The organism is Pseudoalteromonas sp. PS5, assembly GCF_004103255.1.
Classification (GTDB): domain Bacteria; phylum Pseudomonadota; class Gammaproteobacteria; order Enterobacterales; family Alteromonadaceae; genus Pseudoalteromonas; species Pseudoalteromonas peptidolytica.
This window is the reverse complement of sequence record NZ_RCSQ01000055.1, coordinates 31,022-53,930: the sequence shown is the minus strand read 5'-3', so window position 1 is coordinate 53,930 and position 22,909 is coordinate 31,022. Positions and strand designations below refer to the sequence as shown.

General features: G+C 43.2%; 23 protein-coding genes and 1 pseudogene. 13 read left to right on the top strand and 11 right to left on the bottom strand.

Features of this window, described 5'->3' with window-relative positions:
- Window positions 1–133 precede the first annotated feature (133 nt).
- From murA to D9603_RS07635, 7 genes are read right to left on the bottom strand one after another with little or no spacing between them, the layout of a single operon-like run.
- Entirely contained in the window at window positions 134–1,393 is a 1,260-nt protein-coding gene (gene murA / locus D9603_RS07665; protein WP_125251167.1) for a UDP-N-acetylglucosamine 1-carboxyvinyltransferase, read from the bottom strand.
- A 12-nt stretch (window positions 1,394–1,405) separates the two neighbouring features.
- Window positions 1,406–1,663 carry a BolA family protein gene (locus D9603_RS07660; protein ID WP_099643171.1) on the bottom strand — a complete coding sequence of 86 codons (258 nt, stop codon included), beginning with the start codon at window positions 1,661–1,663 and terminating at the stop codon, window positions 1,406–1,408.
- A 5-nt stretch (window positions 1,664–1,668) separates the two neighbouring features.
- Window positions 1,669–1,974 carry an STAS domain-containing protein gene (locus D9603_RS07655; RefSeq protein WP_125251212.1) on the bottom strand — a complete coding sequence of 102 codons (306 nt, stop codon included), beginning with the start codon at window positions 1,972–1,974 and terminating at the stop codon, window positions 1,669–1,671.
- Window positions 1,961–2,647: an ABC transporter substrate-binding protein gene (locus tag D9603_RS07650; protein WP_128730852.1), complete on the bottom strand. Its 687-nt coding sequence runs from the start codon at window positions 2,645–2,647 to the stop codon at window positions 1,961–1,963. Before D9603_RS07650 ends, D9603_RS07655 begins: the two co-directional genes overlap by 14 nt.
- 2 nt (window positions 2,648–2,649) lie before the next feature.
- A complete protein-coding gene (mlaD, locus tag D9603_RS07645) occupies window positions 2,650–3,195 on the bottom strand; it encodes an outer membrane lipid asymmetry maintenance protein MlaD (protein ID WP_125251169.1) in 546 nt (181 codons plus the stop codon).
- A 13-nt stretch (window positions 3,196–3,208) separates the two neighbouring features.
- Complete coding sequence (mlaE, locus tag D9603_RS07640; protein ID WP_128730851.1) at window positions 3,209–3,988, bottom strand: lipid asymmetry maintenance ABC transporter permease subunit MlaE; 780 nt, start codon at window positions 3,986–3,988, stop codon at window positions 3,209–3,211.
- 2 nt (window positions 3,989–3,990) lie between these two features.
- Window positions 3,991–4,791, bottom strand: a complete 801-nt coding sequence (locus tag D9603_RS07635; protein ID WP_176033140.1) for an ATP-binding cassette domain-containing protein — start codon at window positions 4,789–4,791, stop codon at window positions 3,991–3,993.
- A 174-nt stretch (window positions 4,792–4,965) separates the two neighbouring features.
- On the opposite strand from D9603_RS07635, the gene D9603_RS07630 reads away from it, so the two are divergent.
- The 12 genes and pseudogenes from D9603_RS07630 to mgtE all read left to right on the top strand — a co-directional run bounded on the left by D9603_RS07630 (window position 4,966) and on the right by mgtE (window position 14,600).
- Window positions 4,966–5,925: a calcium/sodium antiporter gene (locus tag D9603_RS07630; protein ID WP_125251172.1), complete on the top strand. Its 960-nt coding sequence runs from the start codon at window positions 4,966–4,968 to the stop codon at window positions 5,923–5,925.
- 9 nt (window positions 5,926–5,934) lie between these two features.
- Complete coding sequence (locus tag D9603_RS07625; protein ID WP_128730850.1) at window positions 5,935–6,906, top strand: KpsF/GutQ family sugar-phosphate isomerase; 972 nt, start codon at window positions 5,935–5,937, stop codon at window positions 6,904–6,906.
- Complete coding sequence (gene kdsC, locus D9603_RS07620; protein ID WP_125251213.1) at window positions 6,906–7,457, top strand: 3-deoxy-manno-octulosonate-8-phosphatase KdsC; 552 nt, start codon at window positions 6,906–6,908, stop codon at window positions 7,455–7,457. Before D9603_RS07625 ends, kdsC begins: the two co-directional genes overlap by 1 nt.
- Window positions 7,454–8,008 (top strand): LPS export ABC transporter periplasmic protein LptC, encoded by a 555-nt coding sequence (lptC, locus tag D9603_RS07615; RefSeq protein WP_128730849.1) that lies wholly within the window; start codon window positions 7,454–7,456, stop codon window positions 8,006–8,008. The genes kdsC and lptC overlap by 4 nt, the downstream gene beginning before the upstream one ends.
- Complete coding sequence (lptA, locus tag D9603_RS07610; RefSeq protein WP_128730848.1) at window positions 7,998–8,552, top strand: lipopolysaccharide transport periplasmic protein LptA; 555 nt, start codon at window positions 7,998–8,000, stop codon at window positions 8,550–8,552. Before lptC ends, lptA begins: the two co-directional genes overlap by 11 nt.
- Window positions 8,549–9,274, top strand: coding sequence for an LPS export ABC transporter ATP-binding protein (gene lptB, locus D9603_RS07605; RefSeq protein ID WP_125251176.1), 726 nt, complete (start codon window positions 8,549–8,551; stop codon window positions 9,272–9,274). The genes lptA and lptB overlap by 4 nt, the downstream gene beginning before the upstream one ends.
- A 46-nt stretch (window positions 9,275–9,320) precedes the next feature.
- Window positions 9,321–10,821: pseudogene (locus tag D9603_RS07600) on the top strand (RNA polymerase factor sigma-54).
- A 29-nt stretch (window positions 10,822–10,850) separates the two neighbouring features.
- Complete coding sequence (hpf, locus tag D9603_RS07595) at window positions 10,851–11,138, top strand: ribosome hibernation promoting factor (protein ID WP_010376661.1); 288 nt, start codon at window positions 10,851–10,853, stop codon at window positions 11,136–11,138.
- A gap of 1 nt (window position 11,139) precedes the next feature.
- Window positions 11,140–11,598: a PTS sugar transporter subunit IIA gene (locus tag D9603_RS07590; RefSeq protein WP_125251178.1), complete on the top strand. Its 459-nt coding sequence runs from the start codon at window positions 11,140–11,142 to the stop codon at window positions 11,596–11,598.
- The gene (rapZ, locus tag D9603_RS07585; protein ID WP_128730847.1) at window positions 11,591–12,463 is read left to right on the top strand and encodes an RNase adapter RapZ; all 873 of its coding nucleotides are present in this window, start codon (window positions 11,591–11,593) and stop codon (window positions 12,461–12,463) included. Before D9603_RS07590 ends, rapZ begins: the two co-directional genes overlap by 8 nt.
- Complete coding sequence (locus D9603_RS07580; protein WP_167508234.1) at window positions 12,453–12,725, top strand: HPr family phosphocarrier protein; 273 nt, start codon at window positions 12,453–12,455, stop codon at window positions 12,723–12,725. Before rapZ ends, D9603_RS07580 begins: the two co-directional genes overlap by 11 nt.
- Window positions 12,726–13,241: 516 nt before the next feature.
- The gene (gene mgtE / locus D9603_RS07575) at window positions 13,242–14,600 is read left to right on the top strand and encodes a magnesium transporter (protein ID WP_125251181.1); all 1,359 of its coding nucleotides are present in this window, start codon (window positions 13,242–13,244) and stop codon (window positions 14,598–14,600) included.
- A 59-nt stretch (window positions 14,601–14,659) separates the two neighbouring features.
- On the opposite strand, the gene pmbA is transcribed toward mgtE, so the two are convergent.
- Window positions 14,660–16,009, bottom strand: a complete 1,350-nt coding sequence (pmbA, locus tag D9603_RS07570; protein ID WP_128730846.1) for a metalloprotease PmbA — start codon at window positions 16,007–16,009, stop codon at window positions 14,660–14,662.
- 137 nt (window positions 16,010–16,146) lie between these two features.
- Between pmbA and yjgA the strand changes: the two genes are divergently transcribed.
- Window positions 16,147–16,665 carry a ribosome biogenesis factor YjgA gene (gene yjgA, locus D9603_RS07565; RefSeq protein WP_125251183.1) on the top strand — a complete coding sequence of 173 codons (519 nt, stop codon included), beginning with the start codon at window positions 16,147–16,149 and terminating at the stop codon, window positions 16,663–16,665.
- Window positions 16,666–16,732: 67 nt separating this feature from the next.
- On the opposite strand, the gene tldD is transcribed toward yjgA, so the two are convergent.
- Genes tldD through D9603_RS07550 form a run of 3 tightly spaced genes read right to left on the bottom strand, consistent with a single transcriptional unit; the run spans window position 16,733 to window position 22,903 of the window.
- Window positions 16,733–18,172: a metalloprotease TldD gene (gene tldD, locus D9603_RS07560; protein WP_128730845.1), complete on the bottom strand. Its 1,440-nt coding sequence runs from the start codon at window positions 18,170–18,172 to the stop codon at window positions 16,733–16,735.
- On the bottom strand, window positions 18,169–18,984 hold the full coding sequence (locus D9603_RS07555) for a carbon-nitrogen hydrolase family protein (protein ID WP_128730844.1): 816 nt from the start codon (window positions 18,982–18,984) through the stop codon (window positions 18,169–18,171). Before D9603_RS07555 ends, tldD begins: the two co-directional genes overlap by 4 nt.
- Window positions 18,977–22,903 carry a YhdP family protein gene (locus D9603_RS07550; RefSeq protein WP_128730843.1) on the bottom strand — a complete coding sequence of 1,309 codons (3,927 nt, stop codon included), beginning with the start codon at window positions 22,901–22,903 and terminating at the stop codon, window positions 18,977–18,979. Before D9603_RS07550 ends, D9603_RS07555 begins: the two co-directional genes overlap by 8 nt.
- Between the last annotated feature and the right edge of the window lie 6 nt (window positions 22,904–22,909).

Below are 22,909 nucleotides of genomic sequence, written 5' to 3'. Positions count from 1 at the left end.
TTGTCGATAACTAGGCAAAAATTTTGCTATTTAGTTGTTCTAAATGAGAAACTTTTAACGCTGTTAGCGTCAGATTTACTCCTTCAAATTGAGCAAGTATTAAGTCAAATTGGTATTACTCAAACCATTAAGCTCAAGTTTTACGGCGCTTTATATTAGCCCCTAACCGACTCAATTTATCTTCTATCTTTTGATACCCTCTATCAACATGATAGATACGGTCAACAATAGTCTCACCTGTAGCGACGATCCCTGTGAGGATCAAACTTGCTGATGCACGTAAGTCCGTTGCCATTACTTGTGCACCAGACAAAGAAGCAGTATCGCCACAAATCGCTGTATTCCCTTCTAAGCGAATATTCGCTCCCATACGCTGCAATTCTGGCACATGCATAAAGCGATTTTCAAAGATGGTTTCTGTAATTGTTGCGCTCCCTTCTGCTACTACGTTTAGTGCAGTAAACTGAGCTTGCATGTCTGTTGGAAACCCTGGATGTGGCATAGTCTTAATATTTACCGCTTTCAACGCGCGCTGACGCATGTCCACATAGATACTATCATCATTGACTTCAACGATAGCATTGGCAGCTCGAAGCTTTTCAAGAACGGGTTCAAGACTATGATAATCCGTGTTTTTACAAAGCACCTCGCCCTTTGCCATCGCCGCTGCAACAAGGAAAGTCCCCGTTTCAATGCGATCTGGAAGGATCTTATGCTCACACCCGCTGAGATGTTCTACACCTTCGACTTCAATTCGGCTAGAACCTGCACCACTTATTTTTGCTCCCATAGCAACCAAGCACTGGGCTAAATTGATGATTTCAGGTTCTCTGGCAGCATTTTCTAATACGGTTTTACCATCAGCAAGTGTGGCAGCCATCAGCAAGTTTTCGGTCGCACCAACACTGACCGTTTCCATGAAGATCTCTGCACCACGCAATCGCCCTTCTGTCGTTGCATGAATATAACCATTCTCAACTTTGATGGTTGCACCCATTTTCTCTAGGCCTGAAATATGTAGATCAACAGGACGAGCACCAATAGCACAACCACCGGGTAACGATACCTGTGCATTACCAAATCTAGCCACCAAAGGACCGAGCGCCAATACCGATGCGCGCATCTGCTTCACCAGATCATAAGGAGCAAGCACATTGTTTACCGTCGCGCCGTTGATTTCAAGCGTGTCGCCATCCCACTCCACTTCGGCACCTAGAGTCTTTAGTAATGCTTCTGTCGTACCGATATCACGTAAGTGCGGTACATTAGAAAAACGGCTTTTACCTTCGCCTAATAGCGCAGCAAATAGGATAGGAAGGGCTGCATTTTTAGCCCCAGAAATAGTGACTTCACCGGCAAGAGTGGTGCCACCTTGGATAACAAACTGATCCATTGCGGCACCCCGTTATTGTGGAAGAATAAATTTACGCTCTTTTTGCCACTCATCAGGCGTGAATGCGCGAATGCTCACCGCATGGATAGTCCCATCTTTGATGGTATCCATTAGTGGTCCATAAATTAACTGTTCCCTTTTTAGCCTTCTTAATCCGTCAAAACACGTTCCAACAGCAATGACTTCGTAGTGACTACCGTTTGCTTTTACGATAATTTCGTCAAGCGATAGCGCATCTTTTAATAAAGTTTCGACTTGATTTGTTTCCATTAGACTCACTCAAATAGGGTTGTCACCTGCCCCAACTCCATTAAATTTTGTAGTTGCTCAGGTGTATTTCTCAGCTCGAGACGAATGTCGCGCTGCTTTAATTGACCTAAAGAGTGAATTAACCAAGCTAAGCCCGCGGTGTCAACCCTTGAGACCTTAGAAAGGTCAAAATAGACGGTTGATTGTGCATTTTTCAGCAATTGAACGATAGCCGACTGTTTCAGTGCGCTTGGTAAACTCGCTCTTGTTAGTTCACCAGTTAACACGATTTCACCTTTACTTTCGGTGAATGAAATTTTAGGCGTCACCATCATCCCCTCTAAATTGCACAGGAAGCTTGCTCTTTTTGTCCAACAACTGGATCACATGTTCAATACCTTGTTGGCGCAAGATACCATGCAACTCACTTTGTTTGGCATCTAATAGGCTGATCCCTTCTGCCATCATATCAAAGGCACGCCAATCATTGTCTTTACCGCGCCTAACTTTAAAATCAATTTTAATATCCGGTTTACCAGCCTCAACTATTTTTGTTTTTACAATAGCAATATCTTCTTTATCAAATGGCCGGTGTTCACCGAATTCTACTTTTTGATCTTTATACTGAGTAAACACACCAGCATACGTTGCAACTAGGTAGTTTTTGAACACCTCAATAAAGGTTTTAATATGCTCAACTGCGGCTGCTTTTTCCTGTTTATCTTCAATGTTACGTACTGTTTGAATGTAGGATCCCAAAACGCGATATGCGGCATATTTGTAATCGATGTAAGGCAAAAGCTCTTCTTCGACGATAACACGTAGGTGCTCTTTATCCTTTTCGATAATGCTCTGCTCTTTTGTAACACGCTGAAAAGTTTGTGCTGCAACTTGCTCAACCATTTTATATGGATCGCTTGAGTCCACTTCTTTTGCCTGCAATGACATCGTAACCATAATGGCAACTAGCCAAATCAGGCATTTGGTATAAAGATTCATTAACATATTTACTCGCTCCCTTGATTAAATAGGAACTGACCAATCAACTCTTCTAATACAAGCGCTGACTTTGTGTCTGTGATCATATCGCCGTCTTTAAGCGCTTTTGTTTCCACCCCAAAGAGAGACTCAAGATCAACACTATCTTCGCTCGTCACTTCTTGACCTAAACACTTTTGCTTAGCTGACTCAGCGGCAATTACTGGAGAAATACCAAGATATTGCTCACCTAAAATGCCCGACGTTAATATAGAAACTGATGAAGTATCAGAAAACTGACATTCATAGTTTTTGTCGATACTCATCGAAACCACAGGTACAAATTCCTGCGGGTGTATCTGAATGCCATCAACACGGCCAATAACAACTCCGCCCACTTTGATTGGTGCACGTGTTTTCAGTGAACCGATATTCTCAAACTTAGCTTGCAGCATGTAGGTTTCACCATTACCACTCAAGCCTGAGTTTGCCACTTTGAGCGCTAACATGATAAATGCAGCGACACCCAACGCTACAAATAGCCCAACTAAAATTTCAATTTTCCGTGTATTCATTTTTTAAAACCTTTTAACTTGAGAACATAACCGCTGTTAATACAAAGTCGAAGCCAAGTACAGCCAGTGAAGAGTGTACTACTGTCTCTGTCGTCGCCTTACTTATCCCTTCAGATGTAGGGACACAGTCATAGCCTTTGTACAACGCGATCCAAGTCACCAATAGTGCAAATACGAAGCTCTTAATAAGACCGTTTAAAATATCTTTTTGGAACGATACCTGTGATTGCATGATAGACCAGAAGCTACCAGAATCGACTCCTAACCAATCCACCCCAACCAAATGTGCACCTAAGATAGCGATTGCTGAAAATATCAACGCAAGCAGTGGCATACTGATAAAGCCTGCCCAAAATCGTGGTGCAATAACGCGCTTTAATGGGTCAATAGCCATCATCTCTAAACTAGATAATTGCTCAGTTGCTTTCATTAAACCAATTTCAGCAGTCAGTGCACTACCCGCACGCCCAGCAAATAACAGCGCCGTAACAACGGGACCTAATTCTCTTAGTAGACTCAACGCCACCAACGGCCCAAGGCTATCCTCAGCGCCATATCCTACTAATACGGTATAGCCTTGTAGCGCTAAAACCATACCAATAAATAACCCCGAGACCATAATAATCAACAGTGACTGATGACCTACCATGTAGAGTTGTTTGATTAATAGCGGTGTGCCTTTGCGAAAGTTAGGTAAACTAAATAACGCCCCAAATAGCATATTGGTTGCACGACCAAGAGCAGCAAAGCGACTTAGTGTTTTATGACCTATTTTTTGTAGAAAATCGACCAACTCTACTCTCCTTGCAACAGTGCTTGTTGATAATCAGGGGCATTGAAGTGAAATGGTACAGGGCCATCGGCAAGCCCTTGTAAAAACTGCTGCACTAGCGCTGAGTCATGCTTTAGCATTTGCTCAGGCGTCCCTTCACCTATCACGCCTTGCTCAGCGATAATGACAACATGATCCGCGATACTCAGTACCTCTGTCACATCATGGGTTACGATTAAGGATGATAGACCTAACACTTCATTTAGTGACTTAATTAAACGTACCAACACCCCCATCGAAATGGGGTCTTGCCCAGCGAATGGCTCATCATACATGATAAGTTCGGGGTCAAGCGCTATCGCACGCGCTAGAGCAGCGCGCCTCGCCATGCCGCCAGAAAGCTCTGCAGGCATTAAATCCTTTGCACCACGAAGTCCTACTGCTTGCAGCTTCATCAATACTACTAACTGAATGAGCTCTTCTGACAATTCCGTGTGTTCGCGCAAAGGAAAAGCGACATTGTCAAAGACACTCATGTCTGTGAACAACGCACCGCTTTGAAACAACATGCTCATGCGAGTTCTTGCTTGATATAATTCACTACGGGACATACTTGGGATACTGTTTCCAGCAAAAAGAATATCACCACTATTAGGTTTTAACTGGCCACCGATCAATCGCAGCATAGTCGTTTTACCTATGCCACTTGGCCCCATTATTGCGGTGATTTTGCCTTCTGGTACGGAAAAGCTCATGTTTTTGTAGATGATCCTTTCACCCCTGGAAAAGGTTACATCCTTGATTTCTACAATTGATTGCGACAAGTCGCTCTCCAGATCAAGACTATATTCATCGGAGTATGATACTTTTTTTTCAAACAAGATGGAAAATCGTTTTGGTAAAATTTTGTAAGTCGTTAAATGTGACGGTTTGCTTATACTTTCCAAGGCGCATTTGGTAGTATCTAACGAAATTTTAATCCTATTGGCTAGAGGTTCATGGTTTTATCGTTTGTTATTCTCATTCTTGGCTTTATTGCACTGGTTTGGAGTGCCGACCGCTTCGTTTTTGGCGCAGCAGCTTTAGCTCGAAACTTTGGTGTACCAACATTAATTGTTGGCTTAACCATTGTCGCCATGGGCTCTTCAGCCCCCGAAATGATGGTTGCTGCACAGGCCGCTCTTGCAGATAAAACAGACACAGCCGTTGGTAACGCCGTAGGTTCTAACATTGCCAATATATTATTAGTCCTTGGGATCACCGCCTTACTCCGACCGCTTTCGGTTGGCTCAGGAATTTTACGTCGAGAAATGCCACTTCTTATCATTGTTTCCTTGGGAGCTTGGTATATTGTCAGTGACAATAACTTTAGTTTTGTTGAAGGTATATTACTGCTTATTGGCTTCGCAGCATTTCTCCTTACCTTAATTATCATTACCAAACGCAGCGGCAACAGCAATGACGATCCTTTCGTTAGTGAAGCGTGTGAAGAGGTGCCGGATAATGTCCCCACACAAAAAGCTATTTTTTGGCTTGTTGTTGGTATGATTTTGCTCCCCGTTAGCGCCGATTATCTGGTGGGTGCAGCTGTTGATATTGCAAAGTACTTTGGGATGAGCGACTTATTGATTGGGTTAACTATCATCGCGGTAGGAACCAGTTTACCTGAACTCGCAGCCTGTGTAGCTGGCGTATTAAAAAATGAAGACGATTTAGCGCTAGGTAATATCATTGGTTCGAATATTTTTAATATCCTTGCGGTACTGTCTATTGCGGGGATCATCAATCCCTCCGTATTAGATACCAATATCGCGGCTCGTGATATATTTATTATGCTTGGTGCAACACTATTGCTACTTATTATGAGCTTAAGCATTACTGGTAAACGTCGTATCAACCGCTTTGAAGGTGGTTTGTTACTCGCCTGCTTTATCGGATATATTTACTACATCATTTAAGGAATACACGTGACAACGACCCCATTTATTGAATCTGCTAATCAAGTGTTTGCTACTGAGCTTGCAGCAATAGAGGAAGTGCAGCAGTTTGTCGATCAACAGTTTGAGCAAGCTTGTAAAATAATGTTTAATTGCCAAGGTCGAATTATTGTTATTGGTATGGGTAAGTCAGGTCATATTGGAAATAAAATTGCCGCTACACTCGCCAGCACAGGAAGCCCTGCTTTTTTCGTGCACCCAGGTGAGGCTAGTCATGGCGATTTAGGTATGATCACCAAAGATGATGTGGTTTTGATGATATCAAATTCAGGTGAAACCCAAGAAGTTATCTCAATCTTACCGATAATTAAACGTTTAGGTGCACCTGTGATCTCTATGACAGGCAACCCAAGCTCAACCATGGCTCGCAACGCCAGTGTTCACCTTTGCGTTAAAGTGTCAAAAGAGGCGTGCCCACTAGGATTAGCGCCCACAGCAAGTACCACAGCAACGCTGGTTATGGGAGACGCATTAGCAGTTGCTCTACTTGAAGCCAGAGGATTTACTGCCGATGATTTCGCGCTTTCTCACCCGGGAGGAAGTTTAGGCAAACGACTATTACTCACAGTCGCTGACATCATGCACAAAGACAGTGCCATTCCTATGGTCAGTAGCAACTGTACCGTCAAAGAAGCCCTTTTCGAAATGTCTGCAAAAAGTCTTGGAATGACAGCGATTGTCGACGAGCAGACACAATTGCAAGGTATTTTTACAGACGGTGACTTGCGCCGTATCATAGAACAAAAAGTAGACATACACACAACGCCAATCACACAAGTTATGACCGCAAAAAGTACCACCGCACGTGCCGATATGCTCGCTGCTGAGGTGCTAAATATTATGGAAAATAAACGCATCAATGGACTAATTGTGGTTGACGAGAATAATGTCCCTGTGGGTGCATTGAATACCCAAGATTTACTTAGAGCGGGAGTGCTATGATGCAGTTTAGCGACCTTTATCAAGATATCTCAACAGATGCTTGGCAAAAAGCAACTCAAATTAAACTCTTAATTTGCGATATTGACGGTGTATTCTCTGACGGACGCATTTATCTAGGTAACAACGGTGAAGAATTAAAGGCATTCAATACCAAAGACGGCTTCGGTATCAAGGCGCTCGTAAACTGCGGTATTGAGGTTGCGGTCATCACTGGTAGACATTCACAAATAGTTCAGCAACGCATGACTAGTTTAAATGTAACGCATATTTACCAAGGTCAAGAAAACAAGCTAGTGGCATATGAAGCACTAAAAACGCAGCTTAATCTGAAGGATGCAGACATTGCCTATATTGGCGATGATGGCCCTGATCTGCCAGTGATGGAGCAAGTTGGCTTTGCTGTCGCCGTGAATGATGCACATCCGCTGATAAAACGCATTGCCCACTATACCACTTTGATGCCGGGAGGCTTTGGCGCCGTCAGAGAGTTAACAGATCTGCTCATGCTCAGCCAAAACCACCCTCTTACCACTACAGGGTCAAGTACATGACTGTGCTTCGTGTCATTCTGCTCATTACTTTTAGTGCGCTGATGGTTTGGCTGTGGTCGCCGATGTTTAACGCATCAGAAACCAACAAGAAAAGTGACGATGAACCACTTGCTAAGCCCGATTATGTGGCGACCGCATTAGAGCAAACTACCTACAGTGAAAATGGCTTACTAAACTACCATGTGACTGCTGATAAAATGGAACTTTATCAAGATCTTGGTTTTAGCCACTTTGCAAAACCCATTTTTACATTATATAACGGTGAGCAAAATTGGCAGATAAGTGCATTGGAAGCCACATTATACGAGAACAACACCCTGATTTTAGAAGGGGATGTTTTAGCAAAAAACCTCACACCAGACGCAATGATCAGTACTATCAATGCCGACAATGTCAGGGTTGAAATTAAACAAAAGTTGATGAAATCAGAACACCCCGTCATTATCACAGGCCCTAGCCTTAAAATTACCGGTAAAGGCCTACATGCAGACTTGCAAAAACAGCTGATTGAGCTCATCAACCATACAAAGACAATTTATTATGACCAGTAAAATAATTAACAAATTAGTTTTCGTCGGCTTGCTCGCAAGTTCCACTTTCGCAGCTGCTGCAGAGCAAAATGAAGTCATTATCGATGCTGGCCGTCAGCAAGCTCAACTGCAAAGTAACATAGGCATTTTCGAGCAAAACGTTGTCATTATTCATGGCACAAGAAAAATCAATGCTGATCGTTTGGAAGTGCACCGCCGCGCTGAGCTTGGTTCAAATAAGCAGCTACTAATTGCTACTGGCAACCCTGCGGTTTTTGAAGAAGCTCAGGCAGATGGTACAACCTTACGCGCAGCGGCTAATGAAATTCGCTATGATGTTGCTGAATTAAAGTTAGTACTTACTGGCAATGCTGAAATATCGCAAGCGGGTCAAAAAAGTAGTGCACAAGTCATTACTTATCATATCGAAAAGCAACTCATTAGCGCCGAGCGCTCTGAACAGGGCGACTCTCGGGTTAGAACAATTCTGGTTCCTGTTGAAAAGAAATCTGACACCAGCGTGGAAAAAAGTGAAGATCCACAGGAAAAAGGTAACAATTCATGAGCGAGCTCAAAGCAACAGGCTTGGCAAAAAGTTATAAAGGTCGCCAAGTTGTCAAAAATGTAGGACTGAGTGTCGAAGCAGGTAGCATCGTTGGTTTACTTGGCCCTAATGGTGCGGGGAAAACCACTACTTTTTATATGATTGTGGGCTTAGTACCAAGTGACAAAGGCTTTATACAAATCGATGATGAGGATATCACCCTACTCCCGATGCACAGTCGCGCACGCCTAGGGATTGGATATTTACCTCAAGAGTCATCCATATTTAGGAAGCTAACGGTATATCAAAACCTCATGGCTATTTTGGAAACCCGCAAAGATTTGTCTAAAGTTGAAAGAGAAGCTCAGCTTAATGAGTTGTTGGATGAATTTAATATCCAACACATCCGTGATTCTCAAGGGATGGCATTATCTGGAGGAGAGAGAAGACGGGTAGAAATTGCTCGTGCTTTAGCCGCTAATCCTAAGTTTATCTTGTTAGATGAACCTTTTGCTGGCGTTGATCCAATTTCAGTGTTAGATATAAAGACAATCATTGAGCACCTTAAAAATCGTGGGATCGGTGTACTGATCACCGACCACAATGTAAGAGAAACGCTGGACGTATGTGAAAAAGCCTACATCGTTTCACACGGTGAATTAATCGCCGCTGGTACGCCAGAACATGTTTTAGCGGATCAAACCGTAAGAGATGTCTACCTAGGCGAACAATTCAAGCTATAGTTAAGACGTAGTATTAATAACTGTTAAAAGGGATTGTTAGAGATACATGAGGCAATCATTACAGCTGCGCATGGGGCAGCAACTTACAATGACTCCACAACTGCAACAAGCCATACGCCTGTTGCAGCTTAGTACGTTGGATCTACAGCAAGAAATACAAGAAGCGTTGGACAGCAACCCACTATTGGAAGTGGAAGAAGGCGATACCGCAGACGCAGAAAGTACTGAACAACACAGCCAAGATAAAAATAATACGGACGATAGTCAGCAAAGCTCAGATGAAGCGCCTGTCAGCGAGTATGAAATGGACTCAGATACCGCCATGAGCAAAGAAACGGTTAGTGATGATCTTGCCATGGATGTGACTTGGGATGAATATATGAGTGCTGCACCAGCATCAAGCGCAGCTCCTTTACCTGATGATGATAACGTCTACCAGGGAGAGACTTCCGAATCACTACACGACTACCTAATGTGGCAGTTAGAACTTACGCCATTTAGCCCAACAGATAGAGCCATTGCTATTGCCATCATCGAAGCGGTAGATCTGTCTGGCATTTTAACGCTTTCCTGTGAAGATATTTTAGAAAGTATCAATGATGAAAACAGTGAAGAGCCGGTAGAGTTGGATGAAGTCGAAGCCGTACTGAAACGTATCCAGTTGTTTGACCCTGTCGGTATTGCTGCACGAAGCTTGCAAGAATGTTTATGTATTCAGTTAAATCAATTTGCACCTGACACACCGTGGATCACCGAAACCAAGATGATCCTGACCGAGCACATTGATTTACTTGCTAGCCGTGATTACCGTACCTTAGCGAAAAAAACACGCTTAAAAGAAGCTGAGCTAAAAGAAGTTATGACGCTGATCCACAGTCTTAACCCTAAGCCAGCTGCGAGTATTATTCATGAAGAACCCGAATACGTTATTCCAGATGTGTCGGTAAAAAAAAGTGAAAGGCCGCTGGGTTGTAGAGCTAAACCCTGATGCGATGCCTAAGATTAGAGTAAATGACCACTACGCTGCGATGTCGAGAACTGCTAAATCGAGTACTGATAGCCAGTTTATTCGCTCACACCTTCAAGAAGCAAAGTGGTTTATTAAGAGCTTAGAAAGTCGCAATGACACTTTATTGAAAGTTACCAATTGCATTGTGCAACAACAACAGGCATTCTTTGAACATGGCCCCGAAGCGATGAGACCTATGGTGTTAAACGATGTCGCAGAGATGGTTGATATGCACGAATCTACGATTTCTCGTGTCACCACCCAAAAGTACATGCACACACCAAGGGGTATATTTGAGCTGAAGTATTTCTTCTCAAGCCATGTCAGTACCGAAAATGGAGGCGAGTGCTCCTCAACAGCAATACGAGCACTCATCAAAAAGCTAATAGCTGCGGAAAACACTGCTAAACCATTAAGTGATAGCAAAATTGCAGATATTTTAGCTGAACAAGGAATTAAGGTAGCGAGACGCACGATTGCAAAATACCGTGAATCCCTAGCCATTCCACCGTCAAATCAGCGTAAAAGCTTGATATAAGACGTTAAACACAAGAAGGAAAAATGCTTATGCAACTAAATTTAACTGGTCGCCATGTAGAAATCACTGACTCTTTAAGAGATTATGTCACCAACAAGTTTGCGAAGCTTGAGAGGCACTTTGATCATATCAATAACGTTCATGTGATCCTTGATGTCGAAAAACTAGTTCAAAAAGCAGAAGCAACATTGCACGTAAATGGCGGCGAGCTATTTGCATCAACAGAGCATCAAGACATGTATGCAGCAATTGATGGCCTGATTGACAAACTAGACCGTCAAGTAATTAAACACAAAGAGAAGCTCACTCGACACTAAAATGAAATTAAGTGAATTAGTGAATAAGGACTGTAGCAAAGCTGCGGTCCTTTTTAGTAGCAAAAAACGTATTCTCGAATACATTAGCGAATTAGCGCATAGCCAAATCCCTGATACCAGCCAGCACACTATCTTAGATGCCCTTATGGCACGAGAAAAGCTGGGAAGTACAGGTATAGGTAAAGGGATCGCAATTCCTCATGGGCGACTTGAAGGTATTGATAAAATACTGGCGATGGTCTTGGTAAGCGAACAAGGGATCCCGTTTGAGGCGATCGACAAACAGCCTGTCGATATTTTTGTCGCATTCATCGTACCTGAAGGAGATAATCAACAACACTTAAAGACCTTAGCTGCGATTGCTGATACACTCAAAAATAAGTCATTTTGCAAAATGCTCAGGCAAGCGAAAAATGACGATGAGTTATATGCAGTGATCCAAGGTGAATTTGATGAGTGATGAAGAAAAAGGACTCGAGCTTATCATTATCAGTGGCCGTTCTGGTTCTGGTAAGTCTGTAGCACTTCGAGTATTAGAAGATTTAGGCTACTATTGTGTCGACAACATTCCGGTTAATTTACTCCCCTCTTTAGTTCGTAGTGTTTCTGACAACTACAACAAAGTTGCTGTTAGTATCGATGTCCGCAACCTCCCCAAAGAACAAGATGAGTTCAACGATATACTCGAGTACTTACCAGGTTTTGCTAAACCAATCCTGTTTTATCTAGACAGCGATGATCAGACGCTCATTAAACGTTTTTCAGAAACGCGCCGTTTGCATCCATTATCAATACACAACCTGCCTTTAGACGTTGCAATTAAAAAAGAGCGTGAGCTGTTAGATGTATTGACGACTAGAGCTGACTTCTTAATTGATACTACCAGCCTCAGCGTGCACCAACTGGCAGAAGATATTCGTGAAAAGATTTTAGGTCAGAAAAATAAACAACTTATCATTACCTTTGAATCTTTTGGCTTCAAGCACGGTATTCCAAAACAAGCAGATTACGTATTTGATGCGCGTTTTTTACCAAACCCGCACTGGGAACCAGAGCTAAAGCCATTAACAGGGCTAGATCAGCCGGTAAAAGACTATCTCTCAAGTCATAGCATAGTGCAGAAATTTACTTGGCAAATTCAAACGTTTGTCCAAACTTGGTTGCCACACCTTGAACGAAACAACCGTAGCTACTTAACCATAGCTATAGGCTGTACTGGTGGCCAGCACCGCTCTGTTTATTTAGCACAAACGATTGGTGAGCGCTTTGCAAAAACACACTCTAACGTAAAAATCCGCCATCGTGAGCAAGAGAATAATGTGTGAAGATACATTTTTAATCCAAAATAAGCTTGGATTACATGCTCGAGCAGCAACTGAACTGGCTCAGCTTGCCGTTCAGTTTGATGCAGAGGTGACTTTATATCAGGGCGATAAAAGCGCGTCAGCGGATAGCGTTCTGGCACTGCTACTTCTGGAGAGCAGCCAAGGTAAAGAAGTTAAAGTTGTGTGTAGCGGCCCTGATGCGCAGCCCGCACTGGATGCTATCGGTATGCTGATCCATAATAAGTTCAATGAATCAGAATAACTTCCCACAACCGTAACAGGTATTGTGTCAGCACCAATTCATATAACATGTGCTACACTTCGATACGCAAATTCAATTAAATAAGTCTCGCCCACTCGCCTGTAAACCTTGGTAGAACAAAGAAAACTGCGTTACACTGTAGTGGCTGTTAGCGCTAAAACTGGCTGCTAGAAGGGCGTGATACCAACTGTCTTAATACTTGCTCAATTTGAAGGGGTAAGCCTGACGCTAGTAACTGCGTTAAAAAACTCTTATTTAGAATAAATTAATGCTCCTAAGCTGAGGTTGATTATTTCGATACATGAGGCTAAACGAAGCTAGTATGGTATATCCCAGTTTTGAGTCGGTTGAGGTGGTAATTCATTTATAATAAATAAAGCTAGAATAAACCGGCAGCCCACCCACGGAAATATATTGTGTCACATTTTTACAAGACATGGTTTCTGAATACATTACAGCATGTTGGGGCGAGCAAACCACTATCATTTACTGTCAACATTATCAAAAAGGACGCGTATGCCTGAAGTATTTGAACAAGACTATACACTGGAGCAACTTCAAAAGGTTACCAAAGCCTTAAACAGTGGTCAGTTTGTTCAAGTAAGGCGTATGCTAGCAGAAACCGCTCCTTGTGATACCGCACTCCTACTAGAGTCATCACCTCATAAAGTTCGCTCTATGCTCTGGCAACTTGTTGACCCAGATATTCAAGGGGATGTGCTCGAGGAGCTGTCTGAGGATGTAAGGCTGGGGATCATCGCTCAGATGGAACCTGAGCTTATCGCAGCTGCAACCGAAGACATGGATGATGATGACTTAGGTGATGTCCTTCGTAGCCTTCCTGATACCGTTTATCAGGATGTTATCGGTGCGATGGATACACAGGATAGAGAGCGTGCTACACAGGCATTATCCTACAAGGAGAACTCCGCTGGCGCTCTGATGAGCACAGATACGGTCACTATACGGCCAGATGTCACTTTGGAAGTGGTATTTAGGTACCTTCGCCTCAAAGGTGAGCTACCTGATGGTACTGATGAGCTGTATGTCGTGGATAAAGATAACTGCTTTTTAGGCACGCTACCTGTCAATATTCTACTCACTAATTCACCAGATAGTATTGTTCGCGAGTTGATGGATGAAGATAAGGAAACCATTCCTATCTCCATGGATGAATCTGAGGTTGCACAACTGTTTGAGCGTCATAACTGGATTTCAGCTCCTGTCGTTGACGATAATGCCCACCTTCTCGGCCGTGTTACCATTGATGATGTGGTCGATGTTATTCGTGAAGATGCCGAGCACAGTCTATTAAGTATGGCTGGTCTTGAGGACGAGGAAGACACCTTTGCTCCTGTTCTTAAAAGTAGCAAGCGCCGTTCAATTTGGCTGGGCATAAACTTGCTTACAGCGTTAATGGCAGCATTCGTCGCCAGCTTTTTCGAAGGTACTTTAGATATTTTGCCAATCCTTGCAGTACTAAATGGCATCGTACCAAGTATGGGTGGGGTTGCAGGTAGTCAAACGTTAACACTGGTTATTCGTGGTATAGCCCTTGGTCATATCAATCAAACCAACCAGAAGTTTTTAATGGGTAAAGAGCTGGCCATTGGTGCGTTAAATGGGTTGCTATGGTCGTTGTTAATCGCGGGTGTCATTGCAGTGTGGCAGTGGGATTTCACACTCGGTGCAGTCATCGCCTTCGCTATGTTTATGAATTTAGTCGCAGCGGGTATTGCTGGTGCAAGTATCCCAATTATGCTGAAAAAAATGAATATCGACCCTGCTCTAGCAGGAAGTGTGGTGCTAACAACAGTCACTGATATTGTCGGAATTTTTGCATTCCTTGGCACTGCAACTTGGCTGCTCGTTTAACAATGACAGATACAGATAATGCTGGCAATACCGCCAGCATTACTTAATAGGGTGCAGTGTTATTCTCCTGCAATCTGCATGCTATTGAGTAGCACCGAACCAGTTTGTAGCGCGCCTCGACATTCGATATCACCACCTAACCCTTCAATGTTGGCAAACATGTCTTTTAGATTACCTGCAATCGTGATTTCACTGACAGGATACTGTATCACACCATTTTCTACCCAAAACCCTGCTGCACCTCTTGAGTAGTCACCAGTTACCGTATTGACCCCCTGTCCCATCAACTCGGTTACCAGTAAACCTGTGCCCATAGTCGCCAGTAAAGCGCTCAAGTCATCATGGGTAGGTTTTACTAGCCAATTATGTATACCACCAGCATGCCCTGTAGCTTGCATATTCATCCTGCGCGCCGCATAACTTGCCAATAAGTAAGTATTCAGTACACCGTCTGTGATAATTTCACGATCTATTGTTTTCACTCCTTCACTATCAAATGGGCTTGATGCTAACCCTTGCAGCAAATGAGGCTTCTCTTCGATATTGACACAAGTATTAAAAATTTGAGTATCTAAAGAGTCCATTAAGAAACTTGATTTTCGATACAAAGCGCCACCACCAATGGCTGACACTAAGTGTCCAAATAAGCTATTGGCAATATCAGCGCGGAAAATCACAGGCACTTTGCGTGTAGATAGCTTTTGACTACCTAGCTTCGCTAACGTCGACTGAGCCGCTTCAAGTCCAACAGCATTAGCAGATTTAAGCTCAGTATGTACGCGGGAAAGCGTAAACGCAGAGTCTCTTTGCATTTGCTCTGCTTCTTTCCCTATTACCATAGTACTTAAACTGTGTCTTGTTCGTGGAAAGCCCGCGATCAGTCCATGACTATTACCATACACTCGGATCCCTTGGTGACTGGATAAACTCGCACCATCCGAGTTAACTATTCTGGGGTCGTAGTCAAGCGCTGCTTTTTCCGCCGCGATACACTGCTCTATGGCTTCATCCGGAGAAACTTCCCACGGGTGAAATAGATCTAGTTCAGGAGGAGACATTTCCAATAGCGCCTCATCTGCGACCCCATTACAAGGATCATCCGATGTAAACTTGGCGATATCGATTGCCTTTTCTACAACCGAGCGCAATGCCTTAGGGCTAAGATCAGCTGTCGATGCAGAACCTTTGTGGTTGCCAACATATACACTTATCCCCAGCCCACCATCTTGGTTAAATTCAATGGTTTCAACCTCTCCCATACGCGTACTTACAGATAACCCTGAGGTACTTGACATTGCTGCCTCAGCGGAGGTTGCTCCTAGTTTTTTTGCCTGTGCAAGTACTTCAGCAACAGCATTTTTTACATCATCAATTTGGCTAAATATTGGGTGTTGTTGAGGTTGAGTCATAGATACCTTGTCCGCTTGCTCATCTGACTAAAGCTGATTAAGTTAATATGCTAACACAGCTACTCACTATTGTAGTGATCAATTGTGGTATACTCTAGGGTTAGAGACCTTAATTATTCAAAGTATAGACAAGAGCAATGGCTAAACACGAGCAACCGACTGAAGAAGAGATTATTTACGTTTCCAAAAGTGAGCTAAAACGTGAGGCGCAGGAATTACACGAGCTTGGCTGTGAGATTGCAGGGCTGGGTAAAAAACAGCGTGAGAAGCTCCCTTTAACCGACGAGCTCAAAGAAGCAATGGCCGTTGCTGATAAGATCCGAGCCAAAACAGATGCTTATCGCCGTCACATGAATTATATCTCGAAAACGTTACGTACCACTGCAAACATTGATGATATTCAAGCGGCAATGGATTTACTCCTTAATAAGAACAACCAAGCAGACGTTTTGCTCAATAAAATTGAGCATATTCGAGATGATGTTATTGCCAAGGGTGACAGTAAAATTAACGAATTATTGCTAGAGTACCCTGAACTTGAGCGCCAAAAAATGCGCCAAATGGCACGCCAAGCAAGCAAAGAGTTAAAGGCAGAGAAACCTGGTAAAGCGTACAGAGAGCTATTTCAATATTTAAAAGAAGTGATTATGCCATAGCTCACCCGGGCCAATGAATAAGGACAAAAAGGCGCATCAGCGCCTTTTTATTGTCTACAAAATAGTATTAAGCGGTGCCACCCACTGTTAGCTCATCAATTTTCAAGCTTGGCTGACCAACACCAACAGGAACGCTTTGGCCATCTTTACCACACACACCAACACCTCTATCTAACGATAAATCATTACCAACCATAGAAACTTTTTTCATCACTTCAGGGCCATTGCCAATCAAAGTGGCTCCTTTAATCGGTTGGGTGATCTTGCCATTTTCGATTAGGTAGGCTTCTGAAGCTGAAAATACAAACTTACCAGACGTAATATCGACCTGACCGCCACCAAAATTATTAGCAAATATGCCTTTATCAACGCTGCGGATGATTTCCTCTTGCGTATGCTCTCCCGCTAACATGTAGGTATTTGTCATTCTCGGCATAGGTAGATGCGCATATGACTCGCGACGAGCATTACCTGTTGGCGCAACTCCCATCAAGCTCGCATTTTGCTTGTCCTGCATGTAGCCTTTTAAAATACCGTTTTCAATCAGCACGTTGTAAGCTGCTGGAGTCCCTTCATCATCTATATTTAAAGAGCCTCTGCGATTAGCAAGCGTACCATCGTCAACCACAGTACATAAGCTAGAAGCAACTTGTTCACCAATACGGCCGCTAAATGCTGATGCACCTTTACGGTTAAAGTCACCTTCTAAGCCGTGTCCAACAGCCTCATGCAACAAAACTCCAGGCCAACCAGAACCGAGGACGACAGGCATAGTGCCTGCCGGAGCATCAATGGCTTCAAGATTAATTTGAGCTTGCCTTACCGCTTCTTTTGCAAACTGCATCCATCTAGGTTCACCATCTACCAATTCCTTAAAGTAGCCATAATCTAAACGCGCACCACCTCCAGCACTGCCGCGTTCACGGCGACCATTTTTCTCTAATAGTACTGAGCAATTTAAGCGAATTAATGGACGAATATCGGTCGCAAATGTACCGTCACTCGCAGCAATTAACACCTCTTCATATACCGCGGATAATGAGCTAACGACTTGTTGTGCTTCTGGTGCTAAGTCACGGATACATTGCTCCATTTCTCTTAACAGAGACACCTTATCAGCATCAGCCATGCTAGTAATAGGTTGTGCTGGTTGGAATTGGATTGGTGCTGATACATCGCTAAATACTTGCACTTTATGACTTTCACCAGTTTGTGCAATACTACGCGCAGCCTCAGCCGCTTTATTTAATGCTTCAATATTGATGGCATCTGAATAACTAAAACCCGTTTTTTCACCACTGACGGCACGCACACCAACGCCACGCTCAATATTGTAGCTACCATCTTTGACTATACCGTCTTCAAGCACCCAGGTTTCGTGGTGACTCGATTGAAAGTATAAATCGGCATAATTTACTTTGTGCTGGTGAATATAATCAAGCGTTTGTGTAAGTTGCTCTCTCGTCAGCTGGCTATTGGTCAGTAAATTTTGCTCTACATTACTCATAAAAACTCACTTTTAAATCGGTTGTGATCCATTACCGGCATGTTTCTTCGGATAGAATCAAGAAGTGCTCTATCAATCTTTTGGGAGATGGGCTCCAAACTCGTCTTTGTGTCTGCCAAAATCTCACCCCAAGGTGATACGATTAAGCTATGACCGTATGTTTCTCTACCATTTTCATGGTTACCAGACTGTGCAGCCGCTACCACATAGCACTGATTTTCAATTGCTCTTGCTTGTAACAAGGGCTGCCAATGCACTGCCCCTGTTGCACAAGTAAACGCACTAGGAACTAAAAATAGCTCAGCGCCTAATACTCTCATCGCTTGATATAAGCTTGCAAAGCGTAAGTCATAACATACACTGAAGCCAATTTTACCGAATGGACTGTCAGCAACCACTATCTCCTGTCCAGGAAGGGTTTGCTCAGACTCTCGGTATTGTTTAGTCTTGTCACTTATATTGGCATCAAATAGGTGGATCTTATTGTAGCGTGCTACTATCTCTCCACACGAGTTAAATAAATAGCTGGCTGCCAAGTACTTTTCATCAACACCCAGTGTTGCAATAGTGCCAGCAGCAAGCCAAATGCCATATTGACGACAAAGAGCTGATAGCTCTGTAAGGTACTGCTCACTGTGATGTGCACCTTCCCAAGCTTGCTGCGCATTCTCACAAAATGCCAGCCAGCTTTCAGGCAAGCAAACTAAAGTTTCTTCCTCAATGACCAACAAAGCTAACTGACGGCGCAGATAAGCTAGGTTTACCTCTGCGGTCTGTGCCGAGCACATCGGTAATGCGATGACTTTAGCCATTGCCACCTTCCTTATTTTGCGGCTCTATGGACTGCTTTTCTTGTTTAAGTGTAGCATCCCCACTTTGAACTGGGGACTCAGTTGCTTCGTTCTGATTGTCACTTTTTATTGTTTCGTCGTCTGGTAATTGCTCACTTACCGGAATAATAGGCGTCGGTAACTCGACCTCTTTACTCTTACGATCAACCTCTGTCACTATGGGTTCTTGCATCGTGCCGGTGATCTTAAAGTTTATTTCAGAGATAACCCGTGCAGAGTGGATCACTTTGTCTAGTGCCAATGCCGCCAACCCAGTAACGGGATTCACCGCCCACGCCATTATCACAGGTAAACTGGAGGTGACTTGGGGTGCTACAGCCAAATCATAATTAATTTCGTACGTATTGAGATCAGCATAACCCCGTATAGCTAAATCTGCTGGTACGCCATCTAATTTAGTGTCTTCAGTGACTGCTACACCATTATTTAAGTGTACTGAGCCACTCATACCATTGTAAAAAAAACCTTTGGAGAACACGTCTCTGAAGTCAAGGCGCAGTTTTCTAATCAACGAATCTAAACTCAATAATGAAAATACCCGCGCCCCTTTATCGCTTATCTCTGCCAAATGCCCTTCACCTAAGCGCCATGTTACGGTTCCAGCAAGACTTGGCATGTCCAAATCATAGGGCGCACCTTGCCAGTCCATAGCAAACTCTATATTGGCGCGAGAGTCTTTGATAGTAGAAGTAATATCAAATTCATCCATTAATTCCCCAAAATCATCACTGGCAAGTACGCCCGTTAGGCTCGTTTTCCCTTGTTCAAACCGGCCACTGGCATTTAATTTATGTTCTTTTTTATCAATAACTAACTCGGAAATAATCAGCTTGTTACCGTCACCAAATAAAGAAAGGTTCACCTTGTCCAATTGATAATCATCAACCTTACAGTCGGCACATACAAATTCAGTGGCAGGCAATTCGAGTAACCAGTCAAGAGAATCAATCTCTGCGGGTAAACCTTGCTGTGATGACGCCTCTTTGGGCAAATTAAGTCGTAAATAGTCACTATTAATGTGTATCGGTCGGCTAGAACTAGACCTTGGTATTGCTACCTGAGTGCGCATTTCTTTACTATTGATTTTAAGCTGCATAGCGCCATTTAAAGGTGTCATTGCAAAATCAACATCGTAAAATGGAATATCCGAAAAAGTTACTTTTGAAAACGCCCCACTAACCTGATTCAATGCAGGCAAAAATGCGCTGTCGGTATCACTACTTGGTACCGAGACAATACGGTCAATCAAAGGTAACCAAGGAAGCAGTTCGATCTCTTGTTGTTTTATCGTAATATCAAACCCTTCGCTATTTAAGCCTTCGTCTTTACTTCCGATTATCAGATGCGCATTGCGCATGGTCCCCGTGCTGTTATCTATGATGCCATTAAAATACAATTGACTGTCTAGTCTTGCCGTGATCAGGTTAGAAATATCATCACCTAGCACCGTACCACTTAGTAGTTTGGTTTGATTTGCTGGTTTAGCAAACTGATCAGGTAAATAACTAGTTATACCACGTAGATCACTATCAAACGTTGCTTTGTAGTTGAAGCCAGAGTCAGCAAAGTTGAGTGTTAACTCAGTATTGAGCATGCTAATCCCCTCAAAATAGCCATCAATAATGCCATTTGCATAGGGTGTTAGTTGGGTGATTCCAGCTTGTAAGCCAATCTTGCTACTCACTTGATAACTTTGCTTGTTACCTGAGCCGGATAAATTCATAGACAGTGGCATATCAAGCCAAGTCGCAGTTAACTCATTCACCTGAATATTGTCATCATCAAATGCAATGATGCCATTTACCTTCTCCAACTGCATACCTGGTTTTGCTAAAAAAACCGAATTATCTTTAAGATAAACATCGCCTTGAGCACGCACAGCGCCATCATGTAAATCCACAGTGAGAAGCACTTCTCCTGTCGCGTTCCCTTTTGCCTGAACAATTTCTAATATATTTTCGAGCGGATCAGCAATTGGCGTTGCACTGAAGAAAGGTTGTAATGTACTGGCTTCAGTGTTGTGAAGAATATCTACAGTGAGTACATCTGCTTGATTGAGATCTTCAATACTAACCACCACACCTTGATCAACTGTCTGATTAACCAGTTCACCACGATGTACATAAATATCCATTCTTTCATTTGCAAAGTGTAAAGTAACATCGCCAGACGTTACGCTTGGCCAACCGGGTGCAAAGTTAAATTTAACTTCATTCAAACGTGATTTAACTTCAAACTGGCCTTGCTTATCAGCAAACGGGAAATGCGAGAGAGGGCCATTAAGTAACACTTGGGTTTGTAAATGCTGACCGCCCTGTATACCTGATTCTAGATAGTCGACTAGGCTTTTACGCATGATACTTACCGGATAATATCGAGACGCTATCTCACCTCGTCCACCCGATAACTCTGCATATAAGTCTAAAGTAGGATCGTCATTTAATTGTAATGAAAACTCCGCAGCTAACGCCACGTCTTGATTACTTATCCAAAAATTAGGGCTAGAAACTTGCCACCCTCTTAGCTGTTGTTCTCGGATGAAAATATCACCACTTAACTGTTGAATTTCAATATTATTCTTAAAGGTTTCTTTTGATAAAAGCTCACTTTGATCAACACTAACATTTAACCTAACTTGATTATCCAACGCCACAACTTCTAATCGTGCGCCATAAATACCTGGGATCCCTTGATACGGTTCCACTGCAATATTTTCAACGACCCCCCATGCTGACCATGAAGCGTCATCGCTAATACTGAACTTAGCCGCACTCAGTTGGCCATTAGGATTCATACCATAAAGTAAGTCCCGCCCAGGAAACTGCGCCAGTTGGGCCAACTCCGCCAGTAAACTAGCGTTGATATTTTCGAGCCAAAACGTTTTATTGTGCTTAAGCCATTTTGCTTCAAGCTGGATTGGTTCGAGTGCTTTTTGGTTATGCGTAAACTGAATACCACTACTTTGGATCCACAGGCCTTCAGAATCGGGGGTGAGTAGAAATTGTGCGTCATCTAATACCAGTGTGCGCTCACGCTCATCCTCAACCCATGTCAACGCACTTGGTTTAATGTCTACCGTGATGTCTTGCAGCGTCCCCTGTTCAAACCCAAGCCATAGTTGCGCATTAATGTCTGCACTGAGGTTGGGATAGGTTAACGTCACAAGTTCTTCTAACCAGTCAACAGGATCTACTTTGTCAGCAGACACATAAATATCGCCCGCCAGTTCACTTAGCTTTCTTCCGGATAAAGATATGCGAGCATTGAACTGTCCCTGCGAAAAACCCGGTAATGCAATTTCCCCTATCCCTTCATGCAACGCGCTAGAGTTTTGCCATACCAAGTCTTTAAGCAGTAAGCGATGTGTTTTACCACTGGCAAAGGTAATGTTAAGGCGACTGCTTTGCACAGCAAAGTGCCCCACATCTCCCAAAAACAGACTTTCAAGCAGTGCTTGCTGCTCAAATTCATTTTGCTCTTGGGTATTACTGAGCTTGCGAAGGTCAATATCAGCTTCAAAACCTTCCAACACAAAGTAATTAGATGCGATTTGCATCTGCCGCACAGACTCAAACACATTCAGCTGTAATGAAGTTTTCGCAATATTAATTGAAATAGGCGAATTCTGGTTATCTTTAAAAGAGAGTGATTCCAGCACTAAAGCTGGGCCATTGCCCTCCCAGCTTGCACTGATTTGACCTATACTGATGTCAACATTGAGCTGCTTTTGGATAAGCGCTTCGATGTTACTTTTATAATCATTTGCATAGGGCAAGGCATACTTTAACGCAGACACCAGCACCGCAAGTGTCACTAAAGTGATCGCAAAAATTTGCCATGCTTTGCGCAGGCAGAAAAAACAAACGGCCTTAGCCTGCATGTACCA

Coding starts and splice junctions, on each gene's coding strand:
- lptC (WP_128730849.1), top strand. CDS start 7,454: ATGACTGTGCTTCGTGTCATTCTGCTCATTACTTTTAGTGCGCTGATG.
- mgtE (WP_125251181.1), top strand. CDS start 13,242: ATGCCTGAAGTATTTGAACAAGACTATACACTGGAGCAACTTCAAAAG.
- rapZ (WP_128730847.1), top strand. CDS start 11,591: ATGAGTGATGAAGAAAAAGGACTCGAGCTTATCATTATCAGTGGCCGT.
- kdsC (WP_125251213.1), top strand. CDS start 6,906: ATGCAGTTTAGCGACCTTTATCAAGATATCTCAACAGATGCTTGGCAA.
- hpf (WP_010376661.1), top strand. CDS start 10,851: ATGCAACTAAATTTAACTGGTCGCCATGTAGAAATCACTGACTCTTTA.
- D9603_RS07660 (WP_099643171.1), bottom strand. CDS start 1,663: ATGGAAACAAATCAAGTCGAAACTTTATTAAAAGATGCGCTATCGCTT.
- tldD (WP_128730845.1), bottom strand. CDS start 18,172: ATGAGTAATGTAGAGCAAAATTTACTGACCAATAGCCAGCTGACGAGA.
- murA (WP_125251167.1), bottom strand. CDS start 1,393: ATGGATCAGTTTGTTATCCAAGGTGGCACCACTCTTGCCGGTGAAGTC.
- mlaD (WP_125251169.1), bottom strand. CDS start 3,195: ATGAATACACGGAAAATTGAAATTTTAGTTGGGCTATTTGTAGCGTTG.
- D9603_RS07555 (WP_128730844.1), bottom strand. CDS start 18,984: ATGGCTAAAGTCATCGCATTACCGATGTGCTCGGCACAGACCGCAGAG.
- D9603_RS07650 (WP_128730852.1), bottom strand. CDS start 2,647: ATGTTAATGAATCTTTATACCAAATGCCTGATTTGGCTAGTTGCCATT.
- D9603_RS07550 (WP_128730843.1), bottom strand. CDS start 22,903: ATGCAGGCTAAGGCCGTTTGTTTTTTCTGCCTGCGCAAAGCATGGCAA.
- pmbA (WP_128730846.1), bottom strand. CDS start 16,009: ATGACTCAACCTCAACAACACCCAATATTTAGCCAAATTGATGATGTA.
- D9603_RS07655 (WP_125251212.1), bottom strand. CDS start 1,974: ATGGTGACGCCTAAAATTTCATTCACCGAAAGTAAAGGTGAAATCGTG.
- lptA (WP_128730848.1), top strand. CDS start 7,998: ATGACCAGTAAAATAATTAACAAATTAGTTTTCGTCGGCTTGCTCGCA.
- D9603_RS07590 (WP_125251178.1), top strand. CDS start 11,140: ATGAAATTAAGTGAATTAGTGAATAAGGACTGTAGCAAAGCTGCGGTC.
- D9603_RS07630 (WP_125251172.1), top strand. CDS start 4,966: ATGGTTTTATCGTTTGTTATTCTCATTCTTGGCTTTATTGCACTGGTT.
- lptB (WP_125251176.1), top strand. CDS start 8,549: ATGAGCGAGCTCAAAGCAACAGGCTTGGCAAAAAGTTATAAAGGTCGC.
- yjgA (WP_125251183.1), top strand. CDS start 16,147: ATGGCTAAACACGAGCAACCGACTGAAGAAGAGATTATTTACGTTTCC.